The sequence below is a fragment of the Falsiroseomonas frigidaquae genome (assembly GCF_012163145.1).
Taxonomy (GTDB): Bacteria; Pseudomonadota; Alphaproteobacteria; order Acetobacterales; family Acetobacteraceae; genus Falsiroseomonas; species Falsiroseomonas frigidaquae.
Genome location: NZ_JAAVTX010000003.1, coordinates 676,957 through 697,123, shown reverse-complemented (window position 1 = coordinate 697,123; position 20,167 = coordinate 676,957). Strand labels below are relative to the sequence as shown.

The 20,167-nt window shown below is 70.7% G+C and carries 20 protein-coding genes; 11 read left to right on the top strand and 9 right to left on the bottom strand.

Annotated features, from left to right (window positions below):
- Window positions 1–12: 12 nt before the first annotated feature.
- Window positions 13–693 carry a Tim44/TimA family putative adaptor protein gene (locus tag HB662_RS12270; protein ID WP_168049985.1) on the bottom strand — a complete coding sequence of 227 codons (681 nt, stop codon included), beginning with the start codon at window positions 691–693 and terminating at the stop codon, window positions 13–15.
- Window positions 694–871: 178 nt separating this feature from the next.
- Here HB662_RS12270 and HB662_RS12265 point away from each other — a divergent pair, with 178 nt between their 5' ends.
- Window positions 872–1,429: a histidine phosphatase family protein gene (locus HB662_RS12265; protein ID WP_168049984.1), complete on the top strand. Its 558-nt coding sequence runs from the start codon at window positions 872–874 to the stop codon at window positions 1,427–1,429.
- A 61-nt stretch (window positions 1,430–1,490) separates the two neighbouring features.
- Here the strand turns inward: HB662_RS12265 and HB662_RS12260 are convergent, their stop codons facing one another.
- The gene (locus HB662_RS12260; RefSeq protein WP_168049983.1) at window positions 1,491–2,177 is read right to left on the bottom strand and encodes a YggS family pyridoxal phosphate-dependent enzyme; all 687 of its coding nucleotides are present in this window, start codon (window positions 2,175–2,177) and stop codon (window positions 1,491–1,493) included.
- On the opposite strand from HB662_RS12260, the gene HB662_RS12255 reads away from it, so the two are divergent.
- From HB662_RS12255 to glf, 9 genes are all read left to right on the top strand, one after another.
- Window positions 2,176–2,784, top strand: a complete 609-nt coding sequence (locus HB662_RS12255) for a thiamine phosphate synthase (protein WP_168049982.1) — start codon at window positions 2,176–2,178, stop codon at window positions 2,782–2,784. The genes HB662_RS12260 and HB662_RS12255 overlap by 2 nt on opposite strands.
- 206 nt (window positions 2,785–2,990) lie before the next feature.
- Window positions 2,991–4,187 (top strand): porin, encoded by a 1,197-nt coding sequence (locus HB662_RS12250; RefSeq protein ID WP_168049981.1) that lies wholly within the window; start codon window positions 2,991–2,993, stop codon window positions 4,185–4,187.
- A 158-nt stretch (window positions 4,188–4,345) separates the two neighbouring features.
- Window positions 4,346–4,891 carry a DUF3576 domain-containing protein gene (locus HB662_RS12245; protein WP_408871627.1) on the top strand — a complete coding sequence of 182 codons (546 nt, stop codon included), beginning with the start codon at window positions 4,346–4,348 and terminating at the stop codon, window positions 4,889–4,891.
- Between the two features lie 87 nt (window positions 4,892–4,978).
- Window positions 4,979–7,621: a leucine--tRNA ligase gene (gene leuS / locus HB662_RS12240; protein ID WP_168049979.1), complete on the top strand. Its 2,643-nt coding sequence runs from the start codon at window positions 4,979–4,981 to the stop codon at window positions 7,619–7,621.
- Entirely contained in the window at window positions 7,587–8,246 is a 660-nt protein-coding gene (gene lptE / locus HB662_RS12235) for an LPS assembly lipoprotein LptE (RefSeq protein WP_168049978.1), read from the top strand. Before leuS ends, lptE begins: the two co-directional genes overlap by 35 nt.
- A gap of 6 nt (window positions 8,247–8,252) precedes the next feature.
- Window positions 8,253–9,260, top strand: coding sequence for a DNA polymerase III subunit delta (holA, locus tag HB662_RS12230; RefSeq protein WP_168049977.1), 1,008 nt, complete (start codon window positions 8,253–8,255; stop codon window positions 9,258–9,260).
- Between the two features lie 113 nt (window positions 9,261–9,373).
- A complete protein-coding gene (locus HB662_RS12225) occupies window positions 9,374–10,111 on the top strand; it encodes a DUF1194 domain-containing protein (RefSeq protein WP_168049976.1) in 738 nt (245 codons plus the stop codon).
- Window positions 10,112–10,288: 177 nt separating this feature from the next.
- Window positions 10,289–11,473, top strand: a complete 1,185-nt coding sequence (locus HB662_RS12220) for a glycosyltransferase family 1 protein (RefSeq protein WP_245185584.1) — start codon at window positions 10,289–10,291, stop codon at window positions 11,471–11,473.
- The gene (gene glf, locus HB662_RS12215; protein ID WP_168049974.1) at window positions 11,466–12,635 is read left to right on the top strand and encodes a UDP-galactopyranose mutase; all 1,170 of its coding nucleotides are present in this window, start codon (window positions 11,466–11,468) and stop codon (window positions 12,633–12,635) included. The genes HB662_RS12220 and glf overlap by 8 nt, the downstream gene beginning before the upstream one ends.
- A 41-nt stretch (window positions 12,636–12,676) precedes the next feature.
- On the opposite strand, the gene HB662_RS12210 is transcribed toward glf, so the two are convergent.
- From HB662_RS12210 to HB662_RS12190, 5 genes are all read right to left on the bottom strand, one after another.
- Window positions 12,677–13,615 carry a hemolysin family protein gene (locus tag HB662_RS12210; protein WP_168049973.1) on the bottom strand — a complete coding sequence of 313 codons (939 nt, stop codon included), beginning with the start codon at window positions 13,613–13,615 and terminating at the stop codon, window positions 12,677–12,679.
- A complete protein-coding gene (gene ybeY / locus HB662_RS12205) occupies window positions 13,612–14,088 on the bottom strand; it encodes an rRNA maturation RNase YbeY (protein ID WP_245185583.1) in 477 nt (158 codons plus the stop codon). The genes HB662_RS12210 and ybeY overlap by 4 nt, the downstream gene beginning before the upstream one ends.
- 111 nt (window positions 14,089–14,199) lie before the next feature.
- Complete coding sequence (locus HB662_RS12200; protein WP_408871626.1) at window positions 14,200–15,240, bottom strand: PhoH family protein; 1,041 nt, start codon at window positions 15,238–15,240, stop codon at window positions 14,200–14,202.
- Entirely contained in the window at window positions 15,237–16,655 is a 1,419-nt protein-coding gene (gene miaB / locus HB662_RS12195) for a tRNA (N6-isopentenyl adenosine(37)-C2)-methylthiotransferase MiaB (protein WP_168049971.1), read from the bottom strand. The genes HB662_RS12200 and miaB overlap by 4 nt, the downstream gene beginning before the upstream one ends.
- A 192-nt stretch (window positions 16,656–16,847) precedes the next feature.
- Complete coding sequence (locus tag HB662_RS12190; RefSeq protein WP_245185582.1) at window positions 16,848–17,783, bottom strand: lysophospholipid acyltransferase family protein; 936 nt, start codon at window positions 17,781–17,783, stop codon at window positions 16,848–16,850.
- 260 nt (window positions 17,784–18,043) lie between these two features.
- Here HB662_RS12190 and HB662_RS12185 point away from each other — a divergent pair, with 260 nt between their 5' ends.
- Window positions 18,044–19,093 (top strand): NAD/NADP octopine/nopaline dehydrogenase family protein, encoded by a 1,050-nt coding sequence (locus HB662_RS12185; protein WP_168049969.1) that lies wholly within the window; start codon window positions 18,044–18,046, stop codon window positions 19,091–19,093.
- An 86-nt stretch (window positions 19,094–19,179) separates the two neighbouring features.
- Here the strand turns inward: HB662_RS12185 and HB662_RS12180 are convergent, their stop codons facing one another.
- Both HB662_RS12180 and HB662_RS12175 read right to left on the bottom strand, forming a co-directional pair.
- Window positions 19,180–19,578: a helix-turn-helix domain-containing protein gene (locus HB662_RS12180; RefSeq protein WP_168049968.1), complete on the bottom strand. Its 399-nt coding sequence runs from the start codon at window positions 19,576–19,578 to the stop codon at window positions 19,180–19,182.
- 22 nt (window positions 19,579–19,600) lie between these two features.
- Window positions 19,601–20,167: a Smr/MutS family protein gene (locus HB662_RS12175; protein ID WP_168049967.1), complete on the bottom strand. Its 567-nt coding sequence runs from the start codon at window positions 20,165–20,167 to the stop codon at window positions 19,601–19,603.

Sequence of the window (20,167 nt, the reverse complement as noted above, 5' to 3'; positions counted from 1 at the left end):
AGCGTCCCGAAACTAGGCGGAGCGGGTGGCGACGAGGCGCCAGGTGGGGTCTTCGCTGCGGAGGTCGCGCTGGAAGGTCCAGATATCCGTCAGTTCCGTGACCGCCTCGGCGCCGGCGGAGATGCTGCCATCGCTCGCCGTGGTCAGGTTCACCTGGTCGCTGATGAAGCGCACGGTTACATCGGCGGTGGTGCCGCGCAGGTCGGCGGACTCAATCCCGGCCTCCTGCATGGCGCGTACTTCGGAGCGCTGGGTTTCGCCGGCCTGCTCACGGGTGGTGATGGCACCCTCGAAGCCGCCATAGACGTCATCGGCCAGCAGCGCGCGCAGCGTTTCCCGGTCACCACGGGCGAAGGCGTCCACCACCATCCGGAAAGCGCCCTCGGCCCCGTTCAGGAAACCATGCGGCTCGAAGGACGGATCGATGCCCTTGATGCGCGCCAAAGCCTGGCCGGTCGGCGTCCGCGGGTCCGGCACCACATGGCGCGTGGTGCTGGCGGGGGCGGGCGGCGGCAACTCGGGCTGGTCCGTCTCACCGACGGGGCGCGCGGCACGTGGGTCGTAGGGCGCCGCACCTTCGCGCGGCGGACGCTCGAAGCCGGTACGGCGGCCGAGCACGCTGCGCAGGCGCAGCACCAGGAAGGCCGCGACCATTGCGAACAGGATCAGATCGACAGGAAAGCCGCCCGACATTGCCAACTCCTCATCAAGCACTCACTTAAGGCGGCCCCAGGGCCCCCGCAACGCCTACGGCCGCGGATCATGGGTCCTATGCGTCAATAGACCCACTCCAACGCCCGAACCGTGCCGGGGATTGCCCCTGCGCGCCGCCAGGCCATCCTTTCGAAGTTCATGAGGAGCCGCCCCGCCGATGATCCTGCTGCGCCACGGACAAAGCGAGTTCAACCTGCATTTCAGCGCCACGCGGCGCGACCCCGGCATCATCGACCCGCGGCTGACCCCGCTGGGCCACAGCCAGGCGGAACAGGCGGCGGAAGCGCTGGCGGCGGAGGGTATCACGCGCATCATCGCCTCCCCCTACAGCCGCGCCCTGCAGACGGCGGCGCCCCTGGCCCGGCGGCTGGGGCTGAAGGTGCTGGTGCAGCCGCTTGTGCGGGAACGCTATGCCTTCACCTGCGACGTGGGCAGCCCCACCACGGCGCTCTCCGCCGAATGGCCGCATCTGGATTTCAGCCATGTGGAGGAGGTGTGGTGGCCGGCGCAGGAGGAACCGGCGGATCAGGTCCTGGCGCGGGCGGCGCTGTTTCGCGCCGAGATGTCGGCCCTTGGCGACTGGTCCAGCACGCTGGTGGTCGCGCATTGGGGCTTCATCCTGGCAATGACGGGCCAGTCGGTCGCCAACGGCACCTGGCTGCGCTGCGACCCGACCGAGCCGGCACTGACCGAGGTGTCCTGGAAGCACCACTGAAACGCCCGAAGTCTCGCGGGCCGGCCGCCCCGATTGGCGCACCGGCCCTGAGGCGCCTGGCTCAGTCGCGGCGCCCGAAGATGGCGCTGCCGACGCGGACATGGGTGGCGCCCTCGGCGATCGCCGCCTCGAAATCGCCGCTCATGCCCATGGACAGCGTGGCCAAGCCATGCCGCGTCGCCATTTCGGCCAACAGCGCGAAATGCGGCCGCGGATCGTCCTCGGCCGGCGGAATGCACATCAGCCCGTCCACCGGCAGGCCGTGTTCCTCCCGGCAGGCGCGGATGAAGGCATCGGCCTCGGCGCGTGCGATGCCGGCCTTCTGCGGTTCGTCGCCGGTATTGACCTGGATCAGCAGGCGCGGCTGGCGGTCTTCCCGCGCCATGGCGTCGCGCAGTGCCAGGGCGAGCTTCGGGCGATCCAGGCTCTCGATCACATCCGCCACGCGCACCGCCTCGCGCGCCTTGTTGGTCTGCAGCGCGCCGATCAGGTGCAGGCGCAGCGCCGGCCAGGCGGGGCGCAGCGCGGGAAACTTGCCCTCCGCCTCCTGCACCCGGTTCTCGCCGAAGATCATCTGGCCGCAAGCCAGCGCGGCCTCGACCGCCGTGGCGGGATGGGTCTTGGAGACGGCAACCAGGGTGACGGCTTCGGCCGGGCGGTTGGCGCGTGCGCAAGCCTCGGCGATCCTGTGGCGGATCTGGCCGAGATTGGCGGCGATGGTCGGGTCAAGCGGGGGATCGTGCGGCATGGGACGGACGCTAGAGGGCTGGTCGCATGTGCTCAAGCCGCGCGATGGGCGGCTGCATGGGCCGATCCCCCGCCTGTGGCTGGTCTCCGACCCGGTGCGGCTGCCGGACCCGTGTGCCGCCGCGGCATTGCTGCCGCGCGGGGCGGGGGTGCTGGCGCGCGGCCTGCGGCCGCCGGTGCTGGCGCGGCTGCGCCGGGTGGTGCGGCGGCGTGGGCTGCTGCTGCTGCTGGGCGGCGATCCGACGGCGGCCTTGCGGCTTCGCTGCGGGCTGCATCTGCCGGACCGCGCCGCGCCGCCGGGGCTGACGGCCTTCCTGGCAGCGCGGCGGCGCGGCACCCCCTGGGCCTGGCTTTCGCTGGCGGTGCATGGGCGCCCTGCGGTGGCGCGGGCGCGGCGGCTGGGGGCGGATCTCGGCTTCGTCTCCCCGGCCTTCGCCACCGCCAGCCACCCGGGCGCGCCGGCGCTGGGCCCCTTGCGGTGGGGCGCGCTCGCCGCGCGGCTCGGCCAGCCGGCGGTGGCGCTGGGCGGCGTGGCGGCGGCAACGGCGGGGCGGTTGCCGCGCGGCCGGCTGGCGGGCCTGGCGGCGATCGGCGCGCTGCGGCGCTGAACACCCTTGTTGCCCATTCGCCACACTGTCTCAAGGAAGTCGCGTCAGTCGCTGCTGTGCCGTTGCCCTGTCCGCAGCGCCGGGATCATTATCCGCCCCGGACCTGACTGCCATTGGGGGGGAACCTGGTGGCGGCGTCCTGCCGAGGGGGGCAGGCGGGTCGTCGCATGCCGGGGGCCACCCGGCGCAGGAGGAGGTTTTTAGATATGCGCAAGATTCTGCTGGGCACCACCGCGGTGGTTGGCGCCGCGCTGATGGGCATGGGTGTGGCCCAGGCGCAGACGGCTCCGACGGTTCGCGTGGGCGGCTACTTCGAGTTCACCGGCGGCTACGTCGACGACAACTTCGACACTGCGGCGATCACCGGCCTGCCCGCTTCCCGCTCCAAGGTCGACTTCCGCTCCGACATGGAAATCAGCGTGATCGTGCGCGGCAAGGCGGCCAACGGCCTGTCCTACGGTGCCGAGATCGAGCTGCAGCTGGATAACAACAACACCAGCCAGACCGCCATCGACACCGACGAAGTCTGGGGCTTCGTTTCCTCCCCGACCCTCGGCACCCTGCAGTTCGGTGACAACGACAGCGCCGCCGACCAGCTGAAGGTCGCCGCCCCGGGCGTGACGAACCTCGGTGAGTCGGGTGGCTGGGACGAGTTCATCGCGCCGGAAGCCGGTGGCACCCGCTACATCCTGACGACGATCAACGACGGCAGCGACAGCACCAAGATCATCTACCTGTCCCCGCAGTTCTTCGGCTTCGACTTCGGCGTCAGCTATGCGCCGAACCAGTACGAGGGTGAGAACTTCCTGCAGCCGGCCGCCGCCAACAACGCCGCCCTGCAGCGCAACCCGAACGCGGGCTCCATCCGCAACGAGCTGTCCGGCGCCATCCGCTACCGCGGCAGCTTCGGCAATGTCGGTGTGGCCGCGGCGTTCTCCGCGATGCGCGCCGATGTCCCGACGGGCTCCACCCTGCGTGACCCGAACGCCTACCAGGCCGGCCTGAACCTGTCCGCGATGGGCTTCACCGTCGGTGGTCACTACATCTGGGGCCGCTACTCGGGTTCCGCTCCGGGCCGTGGTGGTCTGGCCGCTGGCCTCGACAACTCCAACAACTGGACCCTCGGCGCGACCTACCGTGCCGGTGCGATCTCCGTTGGCGCCTTCTACTCGCTCGGCAAGCGTGACAACGGCGTTGTCGGTGGCGTGGACGCTGGCGATCGTGAGCAGCAGGCGGTCGGCGTTGGCGCCGTGTACACCGTGGCCCCGGGCCTCGAAGTCTTCGCGAACTACACCAACATCGAGGACGAGAACGTCCGTCCGTTCGGTGCGGCCAACGTTGCGGCCAACTACCGCAACCGCAGCATCGACGTGTTCATCCTCGGCACGCGCCTGGCCTTCTGATCCTTCCGGATCGGCTAGCCTGAAGGGGGACGGCAGGGAAACCTGCCGTCCCTTTTTCATGTTCACCGCCCCGCCATTGCACCCCCGGCTTTGCGATCGGGCGCTGGAAGGGTAAGACCATCCGCAGAAAAGGCCCCCGCCGGGCCAGGATGGGAAAGATGCGCCTGACGCGACTGATGATGGTGGGCCTGACCGGAACGCTGCTGGCGGCGTGCAGCGCGCTCCAAGGCAATGTCCGCACGCCCGAACTCGACGAATACAGCTCCGACCGCCGGCGGGACCAGGTGCGTGGGCGGCTCGGCGGCAGCGACGGTATCCTGCTGTTCGGCACCGACCGCAGCCAGCAGCGCGGCGGCGCCGACCAGGGTGGCGTCGGCATCGGCGTGAACGCCTTCCTCTGGCGCGCGGCGCTGGATACGCTGTCCTTCATGCCTCTGTCCTCCGCCGACCCCTTCGGCGGCGTGCTGATCACGGATTGGTACTCGCCCCCGGGCAACCCCAGCGAGCGCTTCCGCGCCACCGCCTATATCCTCGGCCGCCAGCTCCGCTCGGATGGCGTGCGCGTGGCGCTGTTCCGGCAGGAACTGCGCGGCAATGCCTGGGTGGATGTCCCGGTCTCCGCCGGCACGGCCTCGGAGCTTGAGGATCAGGTGCTCGCCCGGGCACGCGAACTGCGCGCCCAGTCCACCGCCGCCGCGCGGTAGGACCATGCCGCCCCGCGCCGCCCTTCCCAGGGCAGCGCGGGGGTTCTATGCCGGAGAACCCAACCCAGGCCAGCGCACCGCAGCACGATGAACGAGATGTCCCCGACCCAGGATTCCGGCCAGCCGCAGCCGGCCCGGCATGATTTTGCCGCCGCGGAGCCGCGCTGGCAGGCGGAATGGGACCGCCGCGGCTGCTTCGCCGTGCCCGACGTGCCGCCCGCCGGCGCCAGCAAATACTACGTGCTGGAGATGTTCCCCTACCCTTCCGGCAAGATCCACATGGGTCACGTGCGGAACTACACGCTGGGCGATGTGGTGGCACGCTACAAGCGCGCCCGCGGCCACCTGGTGCTGCACCCGATGGGCTGGGATGCCTTCGGCCTGCCGGCGGAAAACGCCGCGCGGGAACGCGGCATCCATCCCGGCCAATGGACCTACGACAACATCGCCAACATGCGCGCCGAGCTGAAGCGCATGGGCCTGTCGCTGGACTGGTCGCGCGAATTCGCCACCTGCGATGTCGGCTACTACGGCAAGCAGCAGAAGCTGTTCCTGGATTTCTGGAAGGCCGGCCTCGTCGAGCGGAAGGAATCCTGGGTCAATTGGGACCCGGTGGACGGCACCGTGCTGGCCAATGAACAGGTGATCGACGGCCGCGGCTGGCGCTCCGGCGCGCTGGTCGAGAAGAAGAAGCTGTCCCAGTGGTTCCTGGCGATCACGAAATACGCGCCGGACCTGCTGGAGGCGCTGGGCGGGCTGGATCGCTGGCCCGAGCGCGTCAAGCTGATGCAGTCCAACTGGATCGGCCGCAGCGAAGGCGCGCGGGTCCGCTTCAAGCTGACCGAAGCGGTGGCCGAGACGGCGGAGGTGGAGGTCTTCACCACGCGGCCGGACACGCTGTTCGGCATGTCCTTCATCGCCGTCGCCGCCGAGCACCCGCTGGCGGCCGCGGCCGCGGCGGCCAATCCGGCCGCGGCCGAATTCGTCGCCGAATGCCGCCGCATGGGCACCAGCGAGGCGGCGATCGAACAGGCCGAGAAGCGCGGCTTCGACACCGGCTTCCGGGTGGCGCACCCGTTCCTGCCGGGCCAGACTTTCCCGGTCTGGATCGCCAATTTCGTGCTGATGGAATACGGCACCGGCGCCATCTTCGGCTGCCCCGGCCATGACGAGCGCGATTTCGAATTCGCCACCAAATACGGGCTGGCGATCAAGCCGGTGGTCCTGCCGCCGGGCGCATCCGCGGCGGATTTCGCCCTGGATGGTGCCGCCTATACCGATGACGGCACGCTGTTCAACTCGGAATTCCTCGACGGCAAGCCGGTACCCGCGGCCAAGCGGGCGGCGATCGAAAGGCTGGAGGCCGAGGGCCAGGGTACCGGCGTGGTGAACTGGCGCCTGCGCGACTGGGGTGTCTCCCGCCAGCGCTACTGGGGCTGCCCGATCCCGGTCATCCATTGCGAGGCCTGCGGCGTGGTGCCGGTGCCCGAGGACCAGCTGCCGGTCGAACTGCCGCAGGACGTCGATTTCTCGAAGCCCGGCAACCCGCTGGACCACCACCCGAGCTGGAAGCACGTGGCCTGCCCGTCCTGCGGCGCGCCCGCGCGGCGGGAGACGGATACCTGCGACACCTTCGTCGACAGCTCCTGGTATTTCGCGAGATTCTGCTCGCCGCACGCCGAGACACCGGTGACGCAGGAAGCCGTCAATGCCTGGCTGCCGGTGGACCAGTATATCGGCGGCATCGAGCATGCGATCCTGCATCTGCTCTACAGTCGCTTCTTCACCCGCGCGATGCAGGCGACCGGCCATCTGGAGGTGAAGGAGCCCTTCGCCGGGCTGTTCACCCAGGGCATGGTCCAGCACGAAAGCTACAAGGGCCCGGATGGCCGCTGGCTGTACCCGGAGGAGGTGGATTTCAACCTCGCCGCCGACGGCACGCGCAGCGCCACCCTGAAGGGTGGCAACGAACCGGTGACCATCGGCCGGGTCGAGGCGATGTCGAAGTCCAAGCGCAACACGGTGGACCCGGGCGCCATCATCGGCCGCTACGGCGCCGACACGGCGCGCTGGTTCATCCTGTCCGACAACCCGCCGGAGCGGGACATGGAGTGGACGGAGTCCGGCGTCGCCGGCGCCTTCCGGTTCACCCAGCGCGTCTGGCGCCTTGCGGCGAATGCCCTGCCGACCCTGCCCGCCCCCGGCACCCCGATGCCCGAGACGGCCGGCGCCGCCAGGAAGCTGCGGCAGGTGACGCACCGGACCATCGTGGCGGTGACGGAGGCGCTGGACAGCTTCGCGTTCAACGTCGCGGTCGCCCGCATCCATGAATTCGCCAATGCGATCGGCGAGGCCGAGGCGCAGGCGACCGCCGAGGGCATCGGCGCGGCACGGCGGGAGGCGCTGGAAACCCTGGCCCGCCTGGCCGCACCGATGATGCCCCATCTGGCCGAGGAGCTGTTCGCGCTGCTCAACCCGGATGCGCCGGAGCTGGTCGCCCAGCTTCCCTGGCCTGAAGCCGACCCTGCGCTGGTGAAGGCGGAGACGATGACGCTGGCTGTGCAGGTGCTCGGCAAGCTGCGCGCCACCATCGAGGTTGCCGTCGGCGCGCCGGAGGCGGAGATTTTCGCCCTGGCCGAGGCGGAGGAGAACGTGCAGCGTGCCTTTGGCGGCAAGCCGGTGAAGAAGCGGATCCATGTTCCGGGGCGGGTGGTCAATTACGTCGTCTGAATCCTTCTCGCGCCGCCGGCTGCTCGGCGGGCTCGGCCTGCTGGCGCTGGGCGGCTGCGGCTTCCGGCCCCTCTATGGCGGCGGCGCCGGCGGGGAGATGCGGGCGGAGCTGTCCCGCATCCGCGTCACCGTCATCCAGGAGCGGTTTGGCCAGCTTCTGCGGCGTGCGCTTTACCAGCGCATGGGCCAGAGCGTCTCCGGCCCGGACCAGCCGCTGTATGAGCTGCGGCTGTCGCCTAATCTGCAGGCGGAGGGCGTCGGCATCCAGCGCGACGGCACCGCCACGCGGGTGCGCTACATCGGCACCGCCAATTGGCTGCTGGCGCGGATCGGTCCGCCGCCGGAGACGCTGGCCTCCGGCATCGAGCGCAGCATCGAGGCCTACAACATTCCGCCCAACCAGTTCTTCGCCGCCGACAGCAGCCGGGAAGTGGCGGAACAGCGGTTGGCGGAGCTGCTGGCCGAGCTGGTCGTCACCCGCATCGCGGTGGATTTCCGCAGGCGGGAGGCTGGCGCCGCCGGCTTGGCGCAGGGTGGGCCCGCCCCAGCGCAGGGCGCGAGCCCCATGGTGGTGCAGCCCGCTCGGCCGGAACTGGTGCCCGGGCTGACGCCTGCCATCCGCTGATCGGCGATGGCGAAGCTCGACCCGAAGCGTACCGGCGCCTTCCTCGCCGATCCTGGCGCCACCCGCGCCGTGCTGCTGCATGGTGACGATGCCGGCCTGGCGCGGGAGCGGGCGGAAACGCTGGTGCGCGCGGTGCTCGGCCCCACCCCCGACCCTTTCCGCCTGGCCGAGCTGAGCCGGGACGAAGCCGCCCGCCCCGGCGCGCTGGCCGGGGAAGCGGCGGCGCTGGCAATGACCGGCGGCCGCCGCGTGGTCCGCCTGCGTGACGCGACGGATGCGCATGCCGCGGCGCTGAAGGACGCGCTGGCCGGCGCCGGGGATGCGCTGCTGCTGCTGGAAGGCGGCGAGATGACCGCCCGGTCCAAGCTGCGCGCCATGGCGGAGGCCGCGCCGGATGTCATGGTGGTGCCCTGCTACCGCGAAAGGCCGGAGGAACTGGCCGGCACCATCAGCCGCCTGCTGCGCGAACAGGGCGTGCAGGCAGACCCGCCGGTGCTCGCCTGGCTGGCGGCCCGCCTCGGCGAGGACCGCATGCTGCTGCGCCGCGCGGTGGAGGTGCTGGCGCTGCATGCCGGCCCGGACGGCAAGGTGGATGAGGCCGCCGCCATGGCCTGCGTCGCCGATGGCGCGACGGCGGATCTCGACACCGCGCTGATGGCCGCCACCTCCGGCAACGCCCAGGCCGCCGACCGGGCGCTGGATGCCGCCTTCGCGGAAGGGGCGAATGCCGTGATGGTGGTGCGCGCCACGCTGCGCCACGTGCAGCGGCTGCATGAGGCGCAACTGGCCGGCGATGCGGGTGTGCTGCGCCCGCCGGTGTTCTTCCGCCACAAGCCCGCCTTCGACAAGGCGCTGCGGATCTGGCCGCTGGCCGCGCTGGAGACCCAGGGCGCGGCGCTGCTGGAGGCCGAGCGCCGGACCAAGACCACCGCGTTCCGGGAGGTGCATGAAATGCTGGCCCGCGCCGGCATCGCCGCCCTCGCCCGCCAGGCCGCCGCCTACGCGCGTCGCTGACCCTGCGCGGAACCGCCAAGCGCAAGGCGGTTCAAAGAAAAATATCTATCTGCTTGAACCGACGCCACGCGTTGCGGTTGCATGGGCTTCGTTCATGCAGCGGGAGGTCGCGGATGTACCGCAGGTCCCTTCTCGCCGCGGCGGGTGCCGCGGCCGCGCTTCGTCCTGAGGGCAGCCGGGCAAATGAACCGGTCGATGTGGCGCTGGTGCTTGCCGTCGATGTCAGCCGCTCGATCGATGAGGATGAGGCACGGCTGCAGCGCGAAGGCTACCGCAACGCCATGGTCGATCCGCGGCTGGTGGAGGCGATCCGCGGCGGCATGATGGGTGGCGTCGCGGTCGCCTATGTCGAATGGGCGGGGCTGGAATACCAGCGCCTCGTGCTGCCCTGGACCCGCATCGGCAGCCAGATGCAGGCGGAGGTCTGGGCCACCGGCCTGGCGGAGGCGCCGCGGGCCTCGCTGTCCTGGACCTCGATCTCCGGCGGTATTGAATTCTCCCGCCGCACCCTGGCGGAATGTCCCTTCGAGGCGACGCGCCGGGTGATCGATGTCTCCGGCGACGGGGTCAACAACAGCGGCCCGCCGGCCGAGGAAGCGCGCGACCGCGCGGTGGCGGAGGGCATCACCATCAACGGGCTGCCGATCCTGAACGACCGCCCGACCTTCGGCCGCCGCCCGCCCATCCCGCTCGACATCTACTACCGGGAGAGCGTGATCGGCGGGCCCGGCGCCTTCATGATCGCGGCCGAGGATTTCGCCGATTTCGGCCAGGCCGTGCGGCGCAAGCTGATCCGGGAGATCGCCGGGCTGCCGGCCGACCCGGTGCTGCAACGGACGCAATTCTCCTGAGCTGAGATCAACGGCGCGACGGCTGATTCCCGTTCCGGCCTCGGCTGGAACCGCAGCGCAGCATCGCGCGTTTTGCCTGCATCAGGACATCCAGCAGGTCCGGAGCGGCGGCCCAAACGGGCCGCGGCGGAGGGGTCTCGCGTGCCCGGATGCTGGACACAGGAGACCAGGATGACAATGGCTGCTCCCCCGACAGGTAACGGCGGTGAGGCACGGTCCGTGCTGCTCTGCCTCTCGCATCTTCGCTGGGACTTCGTCTTCCAGCGCCCGCAGCACCTGATGACGCGCGCGGCGCAGGACCATGAGGTAATCTTCTTCGAGGAACCGCGCGAGGAGCCGATCGCCGCCGCGCGGCTGGACCTTTCGCCGCAACCTGGGGGTGTGCTGCGCGCGGTTCCCGTGCTGCCGCATGGGCTCTCGGTGGCGGAAAGCTTCGCCGCGCAGCGCGCGCTGCTCGACGGGCTGCTGGCGGAACGCGCCGGGCGCCGCCTGGTGGCCTGGTTCTACACGCCGATGGCGCTGGTCTTCGCCGACCACATCAAGGCGGATGTCACCGTCTATGACTGCATGGACGAGCTTTCCGCCTTCCGCGGCGCCCCGCCGGCAATGCTGGAAATGGAGCGCCGGCTGCTGGAACGGGCCGATCTGGTCTTCACCGGCGGGCGCAGCCTGTACGAGGCGAAGCGCGACCGGCACCCACGGGTGCATTGCTTCCCCTCCTCCATTGATACCGCCCATTTCGGCCGCGCCCGCGGCGCGGTGGCGGAGCCGGCCTCCCTGGCCGGCATCCCGCATCCGCGCATCGGCTTCTTCGGCGTGGTGGATGAGCGGATGGACCTGGAACTGGTCGCCGCCTTCGCGGCGCTGCGGCCGGATTGGCAGCTGGTGATGCTGGGTCCGGTCGTGAAGATCGACGCCGCCAGCCTGCCGCAGGCGCCGAACCTGCATTGGCTCGGCGGCCGCAGCTATGACGAACTGCCGGAGTATCTGGCGCATTGGGACATGGGCTTCATGCCCTTCGCGCTGAATGAGAGCACGCGCTTCATCAGCCCGACCAAGACGCCGGAATTCCTGGCCGCCGGCCTGCCGGTGATCTCCACGCCGGTGGTGGATGTGGTGCGGGACTACGGCGAGGCCGGGCTGGTCGAGATCGTGGAATCCGCCGCCGAACTGGCGGAGCAGGCGGATGCTCTGCTGGCGCGGCCGCGGGCACCCTTCCTGGCGCGCGTCGACCTGCAGCTGGCGAAGAATTCCTGGGACCTGACCTGGGCGCGCATGGCCGCGCTGCTGCGGGTTCCGGAACGGGCGGGCGCCGGCGCGGTGCCGGCAACGGCGATGGCATCGGGGGTGGCGAATGTTTGATTGGCTCGTCGTGGGTGCCGGCTTCGCCGGTTCCGTGCTGGCGGAGCGCCTTGCGGCGTCCCGCGGCGACCGGGTGCTGGTGATCGACAAGCGGGACCACATCGGCGGCAACGCCTATGACCACGCGGATCAGGCCGGGGTGATGATCCACCGCTACGGCCCGCACATCTTCCACACCAACAGCGAGGCGGTGTTCACGCATCTGTCGCGCTTCACCGACTGGCGCCCCTATGAGCACCGCGTGCTGGCCGAGGTGGTCAGCCCCAGCACGGGGCAGACGGTGCAGGTGCCGATGCCGATCAACCTCGACACCATCAACCGCCTGTATGGGCTGGAACTGACCGAGGACCAGCTCGAAGCCTGGTTCGCGGAACGCGCCGAGCAGGTCGAGCAGGTGCGATCGAGCGAGGATGTGGTGGTCGGCAAGGTCGGCCGCGAATTGTACGAGCTGTTCTTCCGCGGCTACACGCGCAAGCAATGGGCGCTGGACCCGAGCGAACTGGACAAATCCGTCACGGCGCGCGTGCCGACGCGCACCAACCGGGACGACCGCTACTTCACCGATCGGTTCCAGGCGATGCCGCGGGATGGCTACACGGCCATGTTCAGCCGCATGCTGGACCACCCGAACATCACGATCCGCACCGGGATGGAATTCGCCGAGGCGCGAAAGCGCTTCAGCTTCCGCCGGGTGATCTGGACCGGGCCGGTGGATGAGTATTTCGGCCACCGCTACGGCCGCCTGCCCTATCGCAGCCTGCGCTTCCAGCATGAGACGCTGGACCAGGAACAGGCGCTGCCGACCGGCACGGTGAACCACCCGGCGGAATCCACGCCCTTCACCCGCGTCTCGGAATACAAGTACCTGACCGGCCAGGTGCATCCGAAGACCAGCGTGACCTACGAATTCCCCTCTGCCGAGGGCGACCCCTACTATCCGATCCCGCGGCCCGAGAACCAGGCGCTTTACAAGAAGTATGAGGCGCTGGCGGATGCGGAGCGGGAGACCTGGTTCGTCGGCCGGCTGGCGACCTATCGCTACTACAACATGGACCAGGTCGTCGGTCAGGCGCTGGCCACCTTCGAGCGCATCCAGAAGGTGGTGCCGCCGATGGCGGTGAACGATGAGATCGCCGCCGGTCGGGTGGCCGCTGGCGACTGACCGGGAAGCCCTCTCCCCCGCAAACGGGGGGAGAGGGTTTTTCATTCGGCCGCCTGGCGGGCCGGCTCTCCGGCAGCACCGGGGCGGCGGACCCGCAGCCGGCGGATGCGGCGCGGATCGGCGTCCAGCACGCGGAATTCGAGGCCGGATGGGTGCGAGATCAGCTCCCCTCGGGCCGGAACCCGCCCGGCCAGGGTGAAGATCAGCCCGCCCACCGTGTCGATATCCGCGCTGCGCTCCTCATCGGTCAGCACTGCGCCGAATTTCTGCTCGAAGGCCTCGACCGTGGTGCGGGCGTCCAGTTCCACCGTGCCGTCCGGGCGGTCCTGGATGGTGGCGGGCGCCACCTCGTCGTGCTCGTCGGAGATATCGCCGACGATGGTCTCCACCAGATCCTCGATGGTCACCAGCCCGTCGATGCCGCCGTATTCATCCACGACCAGCGCCATGTGGATGCGCGCGGCGCGCATCTGCAGCAGCATGTCCAGCACCGGGATCGTCGGCACCACGAACAGGGGCCGGCGCAGGATGGCCTTCAGCGAGAAGGTATCCGGGTCCCGCCCCACCGCGGCGAAGACATCCTTGATGTGCACCATGCCGACGATGTCATCGAGGTTCTCCCGGTACACCGGGAAGCGGCTATGGCCCTCGCGCTGGATCAGGCGGATCGCCTGGTCGAGTGTCAGATCCTCCGGCATCGCCAGGATGTCGGCGCGCGGCACCATCACGTCATAGGCCGCCTTGTCGCGCAGCCGCAGCACATTGCCGAGCAGCGCGCGCTCATTCAGGTCCAGACCGCCGCCGAGGTGGTCCGGGTCGTTCGGGGCGCCTTCCTCCTGCCGGCCTTCCAGCAGTTCCTCGACCTGGTCACGCACGGTGTCCGCGGTGCGCCGGCGCAGCAGGCCCTGGATCCGCCAGAGCAGGCTGTTGCGGCGCTCGATCGGGGTCGCGTGGCCCGCATGGTCTCCGTTGCCGCTCATGTCGCTGGCCGTCCCCGGCCCTCCTTCCAGGGGTTGGGGCGGCCGAGGCGGCGCATCACGCGCGCCTCCGCCTGTTCCATGCGCCGCGCCTCGCCGGCATCCAGGTGATCGTGACCAGCCAGATGCAGGGCACCATGGGCGACGAGATGCGCCAGATGGTCCGCCGGCCTGCGCCCGGCTTCCCGGGCTTCCCGCCGCACCACGCCCAGCGCCAAGGCGATGTCGCCCAGGTGGCCCGGCAGGCCGCCCGGGAAGGACAGCACATTGGTCGGCTTGGCCTTGTCGCGATGCCCGGTGTTGAGGCGCTTGACCTCCGCATCGTCGGTCAGCAGCACGGTGACGGCGCCGGCGGCGCCGGCTTCCCGCAGGGCCGCGGCCACGGCACGGCGGGCAAGCGCTTCCGGGTGATGCACGGCAGCACGCCATCCCTGGGTGGCGAGGACGACGGTAATGCCCGCATCCTCGCTCTGCATCCCGGCCCGGGCCTCCGCGCCCGAGCCGGGATGTCTACTTAACGGTTCCATCGCTCTCCAAATGCCCCCGGTGCCCGATCCGCCCTGTGTGAAGGACCGTCACCGAACAACTCATCCACGCCCGCGCGCCGCCTGGTCCATCCGACCATATGCGGCGACGATGCGCGCAACCAAGGGATGCCTTACCACATCCTCTTCGGCAAATCTCGCCACCGTGATGCCGTCCACCCCCGAGAGGATGGAGAGCGCCTCGGCAAGCCCCGAACGCTGGCCCGGCGGCAGGTCCACCTGGGTCGGGTCGCCGGTGATGACCATGCGGCTGCCCTCACCCATTCGCGTGAGGAACATCTTCATCTGCGCGGCGGTGGTGTTCTGCGCCTCGTCCAGGATGGCGTAGCAATGCGCCAGCGTGCGGCCGCGCATGAAGGCCAGCGGCGCCACCTCGATCTCGCCGGCCGCCATGCGACGGGTGAGCTGCTCGGCGGGCATCATGTCGTGCAGCGCGTCGTATAGCGGGCGGAGATAGGGGTCGACCTTCTCCTTCAGGTCGCCCGGCAGGTAGCCGAGCTTCTCGCCGGCCTCCACCGCGGGGCGCGACAGCACGATGCGGTCGACACGCCCGGCCTGCAGCAGCGCCACGCCCTGCGCCACGGCGAGGTAGGTCTTGCCGGTGCCGGCCGGGCCGACGCCGAATACCATCTCGCTGCGCGCCAGCGCATCGATATAGGCGGCCTGGGCCGGGGTGCGCGGCGCGATGGCGCCCTTGCGGGTGCGGATCGCCGGCAGGTCCTGCAGCGGCAGGCGGGGGTCACTTTCCTGCACCCCCTCCGCCATCCGCATCGCCGCCTCGACCTCCGCGCTGCCCACCGGCTCCCCCTTCTGCAATCGTCGCCACAGCGCCATCAGCGCCGCTTCCGCCACATCGGTCCGCTCCGGCGCGCCGGTGATGGTCAGGCGGTTGCCCCGGCTGCCAAGGCGGATGCCGAGCCGGACTTCCATCCGGGCCAGGTTGCGGTCGTGCTCGCCATACAGCAGCGGCAATAGCTGGTTGTCGTCGAATTGCATGGTGACGACACGCTGCGTGTTGGTGTCCCGTGCTGGCACGGGACGTGGCGGCGGGCGGAGGCTGAGCGCGGCGGGGGGTGTGTTCAAGCGGCGGCCTTCTCCTGACGGGGCGTTTGCGACGGAGGACCGAGCGCCTCATTCCCCTCGAGGCGGACGGATAGCGAATTCGGCATCGCGGCGGTGACCGTGGCGGACACTATCTGGCCCGTGAGATGCGGCGATCCAAGGCCGTGCACCGGCTGCAGCCAGGGTGAACGACCGGCAATCTGCCCTTCGTGCCGCCCGGCGCCGGTCACCAGCACATCGCATCGCCGCCCGATGCAGGAACGGTTGAAGGCATCCTGCTGTTCCCGCAGCAGGGCCTGCATTTCCTGCAACCTGCGGTCCTTCTCGGCCTCCGCCACCTGCACCGCGGCGCTGGCCGCCGGGGTGCCGGGGCGGGAGGAGTATTTGAAGGAATAGGCCAGCGCGAAGCCGATATCGGCGATCAGCTTCAGCGTCGCCTGATGGTCCGCCTCGGACTCGCCCGGATGGCCGGCGATGAAGTCGGAGGACAATGCGATATCGGGCCGCGCGGTGCGAAGCTTGTCGGCGATCTGGCGGTACAGGTCCGCCTTGTGGCCACGGTTCATCGCCGCCAGCATCCGGTCCGAACCCGATTGCACCGGCAGGTGCAGGAAGGGCATCAGCTGCGGGATGCGGCCATGGGCGGCGATCAGCGCGTCATCCATGTCCCGCGGATGGCTGGTGGTGTAGCGCAGCCGGGCGAGGTTCGGGATCTCCGCCAATTCCAGCAGCAACCGGTCGAGCGTCCAGGTGCCGCCGGACAGGCCCTCGCCGTGCCAGGCATTCACATTCTGCCCCAGCAGCGTGATTTCGCGGGCGCCCTGTGCGACCAGGTGCCGTGCCTCCTTCAGCACTGCGGCGGCACTTCGAGAAAATTCGCTGCCGCGGGTGTAGGGCACGACGCAGAAGGAACAGAATTTGTCGCAGCCTTCCTGGATGGTCAGGAAGGCGGAGACGCCCTGGGGCGTGGTGGAATCCGGCAGGAAGTCGAATTTCTGCTCGGCCGGGAAATCGGTCTCGATGACCGATCCGGTGGCGCGGCTGATCCGCGCCACCATCTCCGGCAGCCGGTGGTAGCTCTGCGGGCCGAGCACAAGGTCCACATAGGGCGCGCGGGCGGTGATCTCGGCGCCTTCCGCCTGGGCGACGCAGCCGGCGACGGCCAGGATCATGCGGCTGCCGCCCTGTTCCTTCGCCTGCTTCAGCACGCGCAGCCGGCCCAGTTCGGAGAACAGCTTCTCGCTCGCCTTCTCCCGGATATGGCAGGTGTTGAGCACCACCATGTCGGCGTCTTCCGGCGTTTCCGTCGGCGCATAGCCAAGCGGCGCCAGCACATCCGCCATGCGGCCGCTGTCATAGACATTCATCTGGCAGCCCCAGCTGCGGATGAACAAACGCTTCTGGGGGGCACGCCGATCCGGGTTGTCAGGGTTCATTCCGGGCCACACTCCACCACCCCGCCCGGGACGGGGCGGAGGGAAGCGGGGGATTTGCGCAGGCCGCGCGCCCGGGTCAAGCGAAGCGCGTCCGGCCCGCGGCCAGGAAGGGTTGCCGGGGCTGTCTCACCACGCGGTCAGGCTGCGGGATCGGCCCGCGCCGGGTCAAGCGGGAAGCGTGGGTCCGGCGCGTCACGCCGGCAGGATTTCCGGCGGCGCGTCGGTGCGGGGGCGGGGCGGCGTGGCGCGCAGCGGCAGGGCCGGGCGGTTCTGCCGCAGCGTGGAACAGCTATCCGCCACCACCTGGGAGCAGGCCGCCGCCAGCACCTTGCGATCCGGCCAGGCGGCCGGGTCCAGCGGCGCGTGCAGGATGATGGTGGCGCGCCCGCCGGGGCGCCGCGCCAGGCGCCAGAAATGGGTGAAGATGTCGGTGTCGCCATACCAGGCAAACAGCGGCCGGTCGCGCCGGCAGGCCGGCAGGCCGCCCAGCCGGTCGAACACCACCGACACCGGCTGCACCACCCGCGCGCTGTCGGCCACCGACAGGAAGGCGCTGCGGAACGGCAGCACGCGGCCGCCATCGCTGGTGGTGCCCTCGGGGAACAGGATCAGATTGTCGGCGGCGGCCAGCCGGGCGCGGATCGAATCCGCCTCCCCCTTCGTGCCGCTGCGGCGGCGGCTGACGAAGACGGTGCGGCCGAGCCTGGCCACGGTATTGATCAGCGGCCAGCCCTCGATTTCCGACTTGCCGACGAAGCTCGCCTCCAGCGTCGCGCCGAGCACCAGGATGTCGAGCCAGGAGGAATGATTGGAGACGAACAGCACCGGCTTCGCCGTCGAGGCCTCGCCTACCACCTGGATGCGAAGGCCCATCAGCGCGCAGAGCGTGCGGTGGTAGACCCGTGCGAAGGAGGCGGCGCCGCGTCCGGGCAGCAACAGCAGAAACGCCTGGATCGGGATGGCGATGATGGTCCATAGCAGCAGGCAGACCAGCCTGCGCACCGCGCGGAAGCGGCCGCCCAGCGGACGCTCCCCCAGGACATCGCCCCACAGCCCCTCGGGGTCCGAGGCGGAGAATTGGATTGCGAGGCGCCGCTTGCGGGGGCGCAGCACATCCGGCGCGGTCATTCGGGCGGTTGCCTGCATGGACAAGCATTAATACCGCGATCGAAGGCAGGGCAATGAAGGACTGGCGACGGTCCTGTGAACACGGGGGTGTCTCCGCAAGATTTGTTGCCGCTGTGGTGCGCCGGGTGCTCCCGGCAGCGCGGCGGGGTGCGGAACCCGCGAAGCGCCTGTAAGGTGGTTCCGATGATCCGCCTCGCCCCGCCCGATCCCGCCTCTCACGGCCGGCCCGCCGCCGCGCCGCCTCCGAAAGCCTGAAACGCATGCGCCTGGCAGTCCTGGGGGCCGGTGCGGTGGGGCCGGGGGCGGCGGCGCTGGCCGTCAGCCGGGGGCATGAGGCCGCGCTGTGGTCGCCGCGCGGCGGCGGCACGCATGGCATCGGCAGCAGCCTGGCGGTGCAGGGCGTGCTGTCCGGCACCGCGCGGGTGGATGTCGCGGTGGATGTGGCGCGCGCCCTGGCCGGGGCCAGCGCCGTGCTGGTCAGCGTGCCGCCGCATGCGCTGGGCCCGGTGCTGCGCCGCATCGCGCCGATGCTGACGGAAGGCGTGCCGGTGCTGCTGGCGCCAAGCCATTCGCTGGCCCCGCTGCTGCTGGACCGGCTGCTGGCCCGGCAGGGCCGCCACGCCCCGATCGGCGCCATGGCGACACCGCCGGTGGTGGCGGAGCGGCTGGCCGGGGATGAGCTTCGCATCCTGGCATTGCCGGAGGAGGTGGAACTGGCCGCCATTCCCGCCGCCTCCGCCGGCCCGCTGGCCGGGCTATGCGCCGATCTGTTCGGCATGCGCTTCATCCCGCTGGCCGATGCGCTGGGCGCGGCGCTGGCGGCGCATGAGCCGGTGCTGCAGGCGGCGCTGGCGCTGGGCAATGTCACCCGGATCGAGGCCGGGGAGGATTGGGACCAGCACGCCCGCATGACCCCCGCCATCTGCCGCCTGGCGGAGCGCCTGGATGCGGAACGGCTGGAACTCGCCAGCGCCTATGGCCATGCGGTGCCGAGCCTGGCCGCCGGGCTGCATCGCCTGGCCGGCGTGCCGGAAGCGCCGCTGCCGGTGATGGCCCGCGCCCTGGCCGCCGCCCGCGCCACCCCCGGGCCGCGCGGGCTGGATGCGGCGCATCTGGCCGTCAGCGTCACCTACGGATTGGCGCTGTGGCTGCGCCTGGCGGTGCCGCGTGGCGTGGCGATGCCGCTGACCCAGGCGGCGGTGGCGGTGCTGGAGGCGATGTGGGGCAGCAGCCTGGCGGCCGACGACCTGCTGGAGGGTCTGGATTTCCGCCAGCTTCCGGCGCTGCTGCGGGACGGGCACGCGCGGTAGGGCGCCGAGCCCCCACCCCGACCCTCCCCCGCTCCGCAGGGGAGGGTGGCCGCGCAGCGGCCGGGCGGGGGCAGGCGCCCCCCCTCCTACCGCCCCGCCGCCCTTCGCAGCCTCGGCTTCTCCCCGGCCGGCACTTCCCGGTCCAGCAGCCCATGCATCGCCGCCACCGTCTGCGGGCTGAGGCGGTGGATCCCCTCCGCCAGCCGGTTCGCCAGCGCCGTCGCCTCCGGCGTCAGCCCGGCCGTGTCCAGCATGACGCGGGGGTGGGAAAGTTTGGCGAGCTCCGACAGCTCCTCCGCCTCGTCCCAGATCAGGCCGAAGAACTCGTTCACCTGGTGCACCAGCCCGGCCGAGGGCCGGCCCCGATGGCCGTGCTCCAGCGCCGAGAGATAGGCGGACGAAACCTGCAGATGCGTCGCCATGTCCTTCAGCGTCACCCGCCGCTGCCGCCGCAGCATCCGCAGCCGGGCGCCGAAGGGGGTCATCGGCGGTGCCCCCAGGGCGGCATCACCGCCGGGGGCCTTTCTGCGGCGCTGCCGTATTGGTGCGGCGGCGGCGCAGCAGCAGGTTCACCGCGCCGGAATTGGTCGGGTGCGGATGCGCGGCGCCGAGCACCAGCGGGCGCAGATCCGGGTCGTTCAGCCAATGCGGCAATTCGCGCTGGATGATGCCGCCCTCCGGCTGCGGCCCCTTGCCCGTCACCACCGTCACGGTCCGCACGCCCTCCGCCGCCGCGCGGTGCAGGAACGCCCGAAAGACCAGATGCGCTTCCGCCACCCGCCGCCCATGCAGGTCCAGCGTGCGCTCCGCCCGCATGTCACCGCGGCGCAGCGCCTGCCAGCGCTTGCGGTCGAGGCCGCCCGGCACCTCCCCCACCCGGATTTCCGGCGGCGGCAGTGGGCGGCCCGGCCTCGGCGGTGGCGCGATGGCGAGCTGCGCCGGCGGTGCCGGTTCGGGCGCGGGCGCCAAAGCGGGCGGCGCCGGCGGGCGCTGATGGCCGAACAGCGGCCGGATCTCCGCGGTGAAGGCGCGCCACAGCGCGAGGTCGGCCTGGTTCAGCCGCTTTTCGCGCAT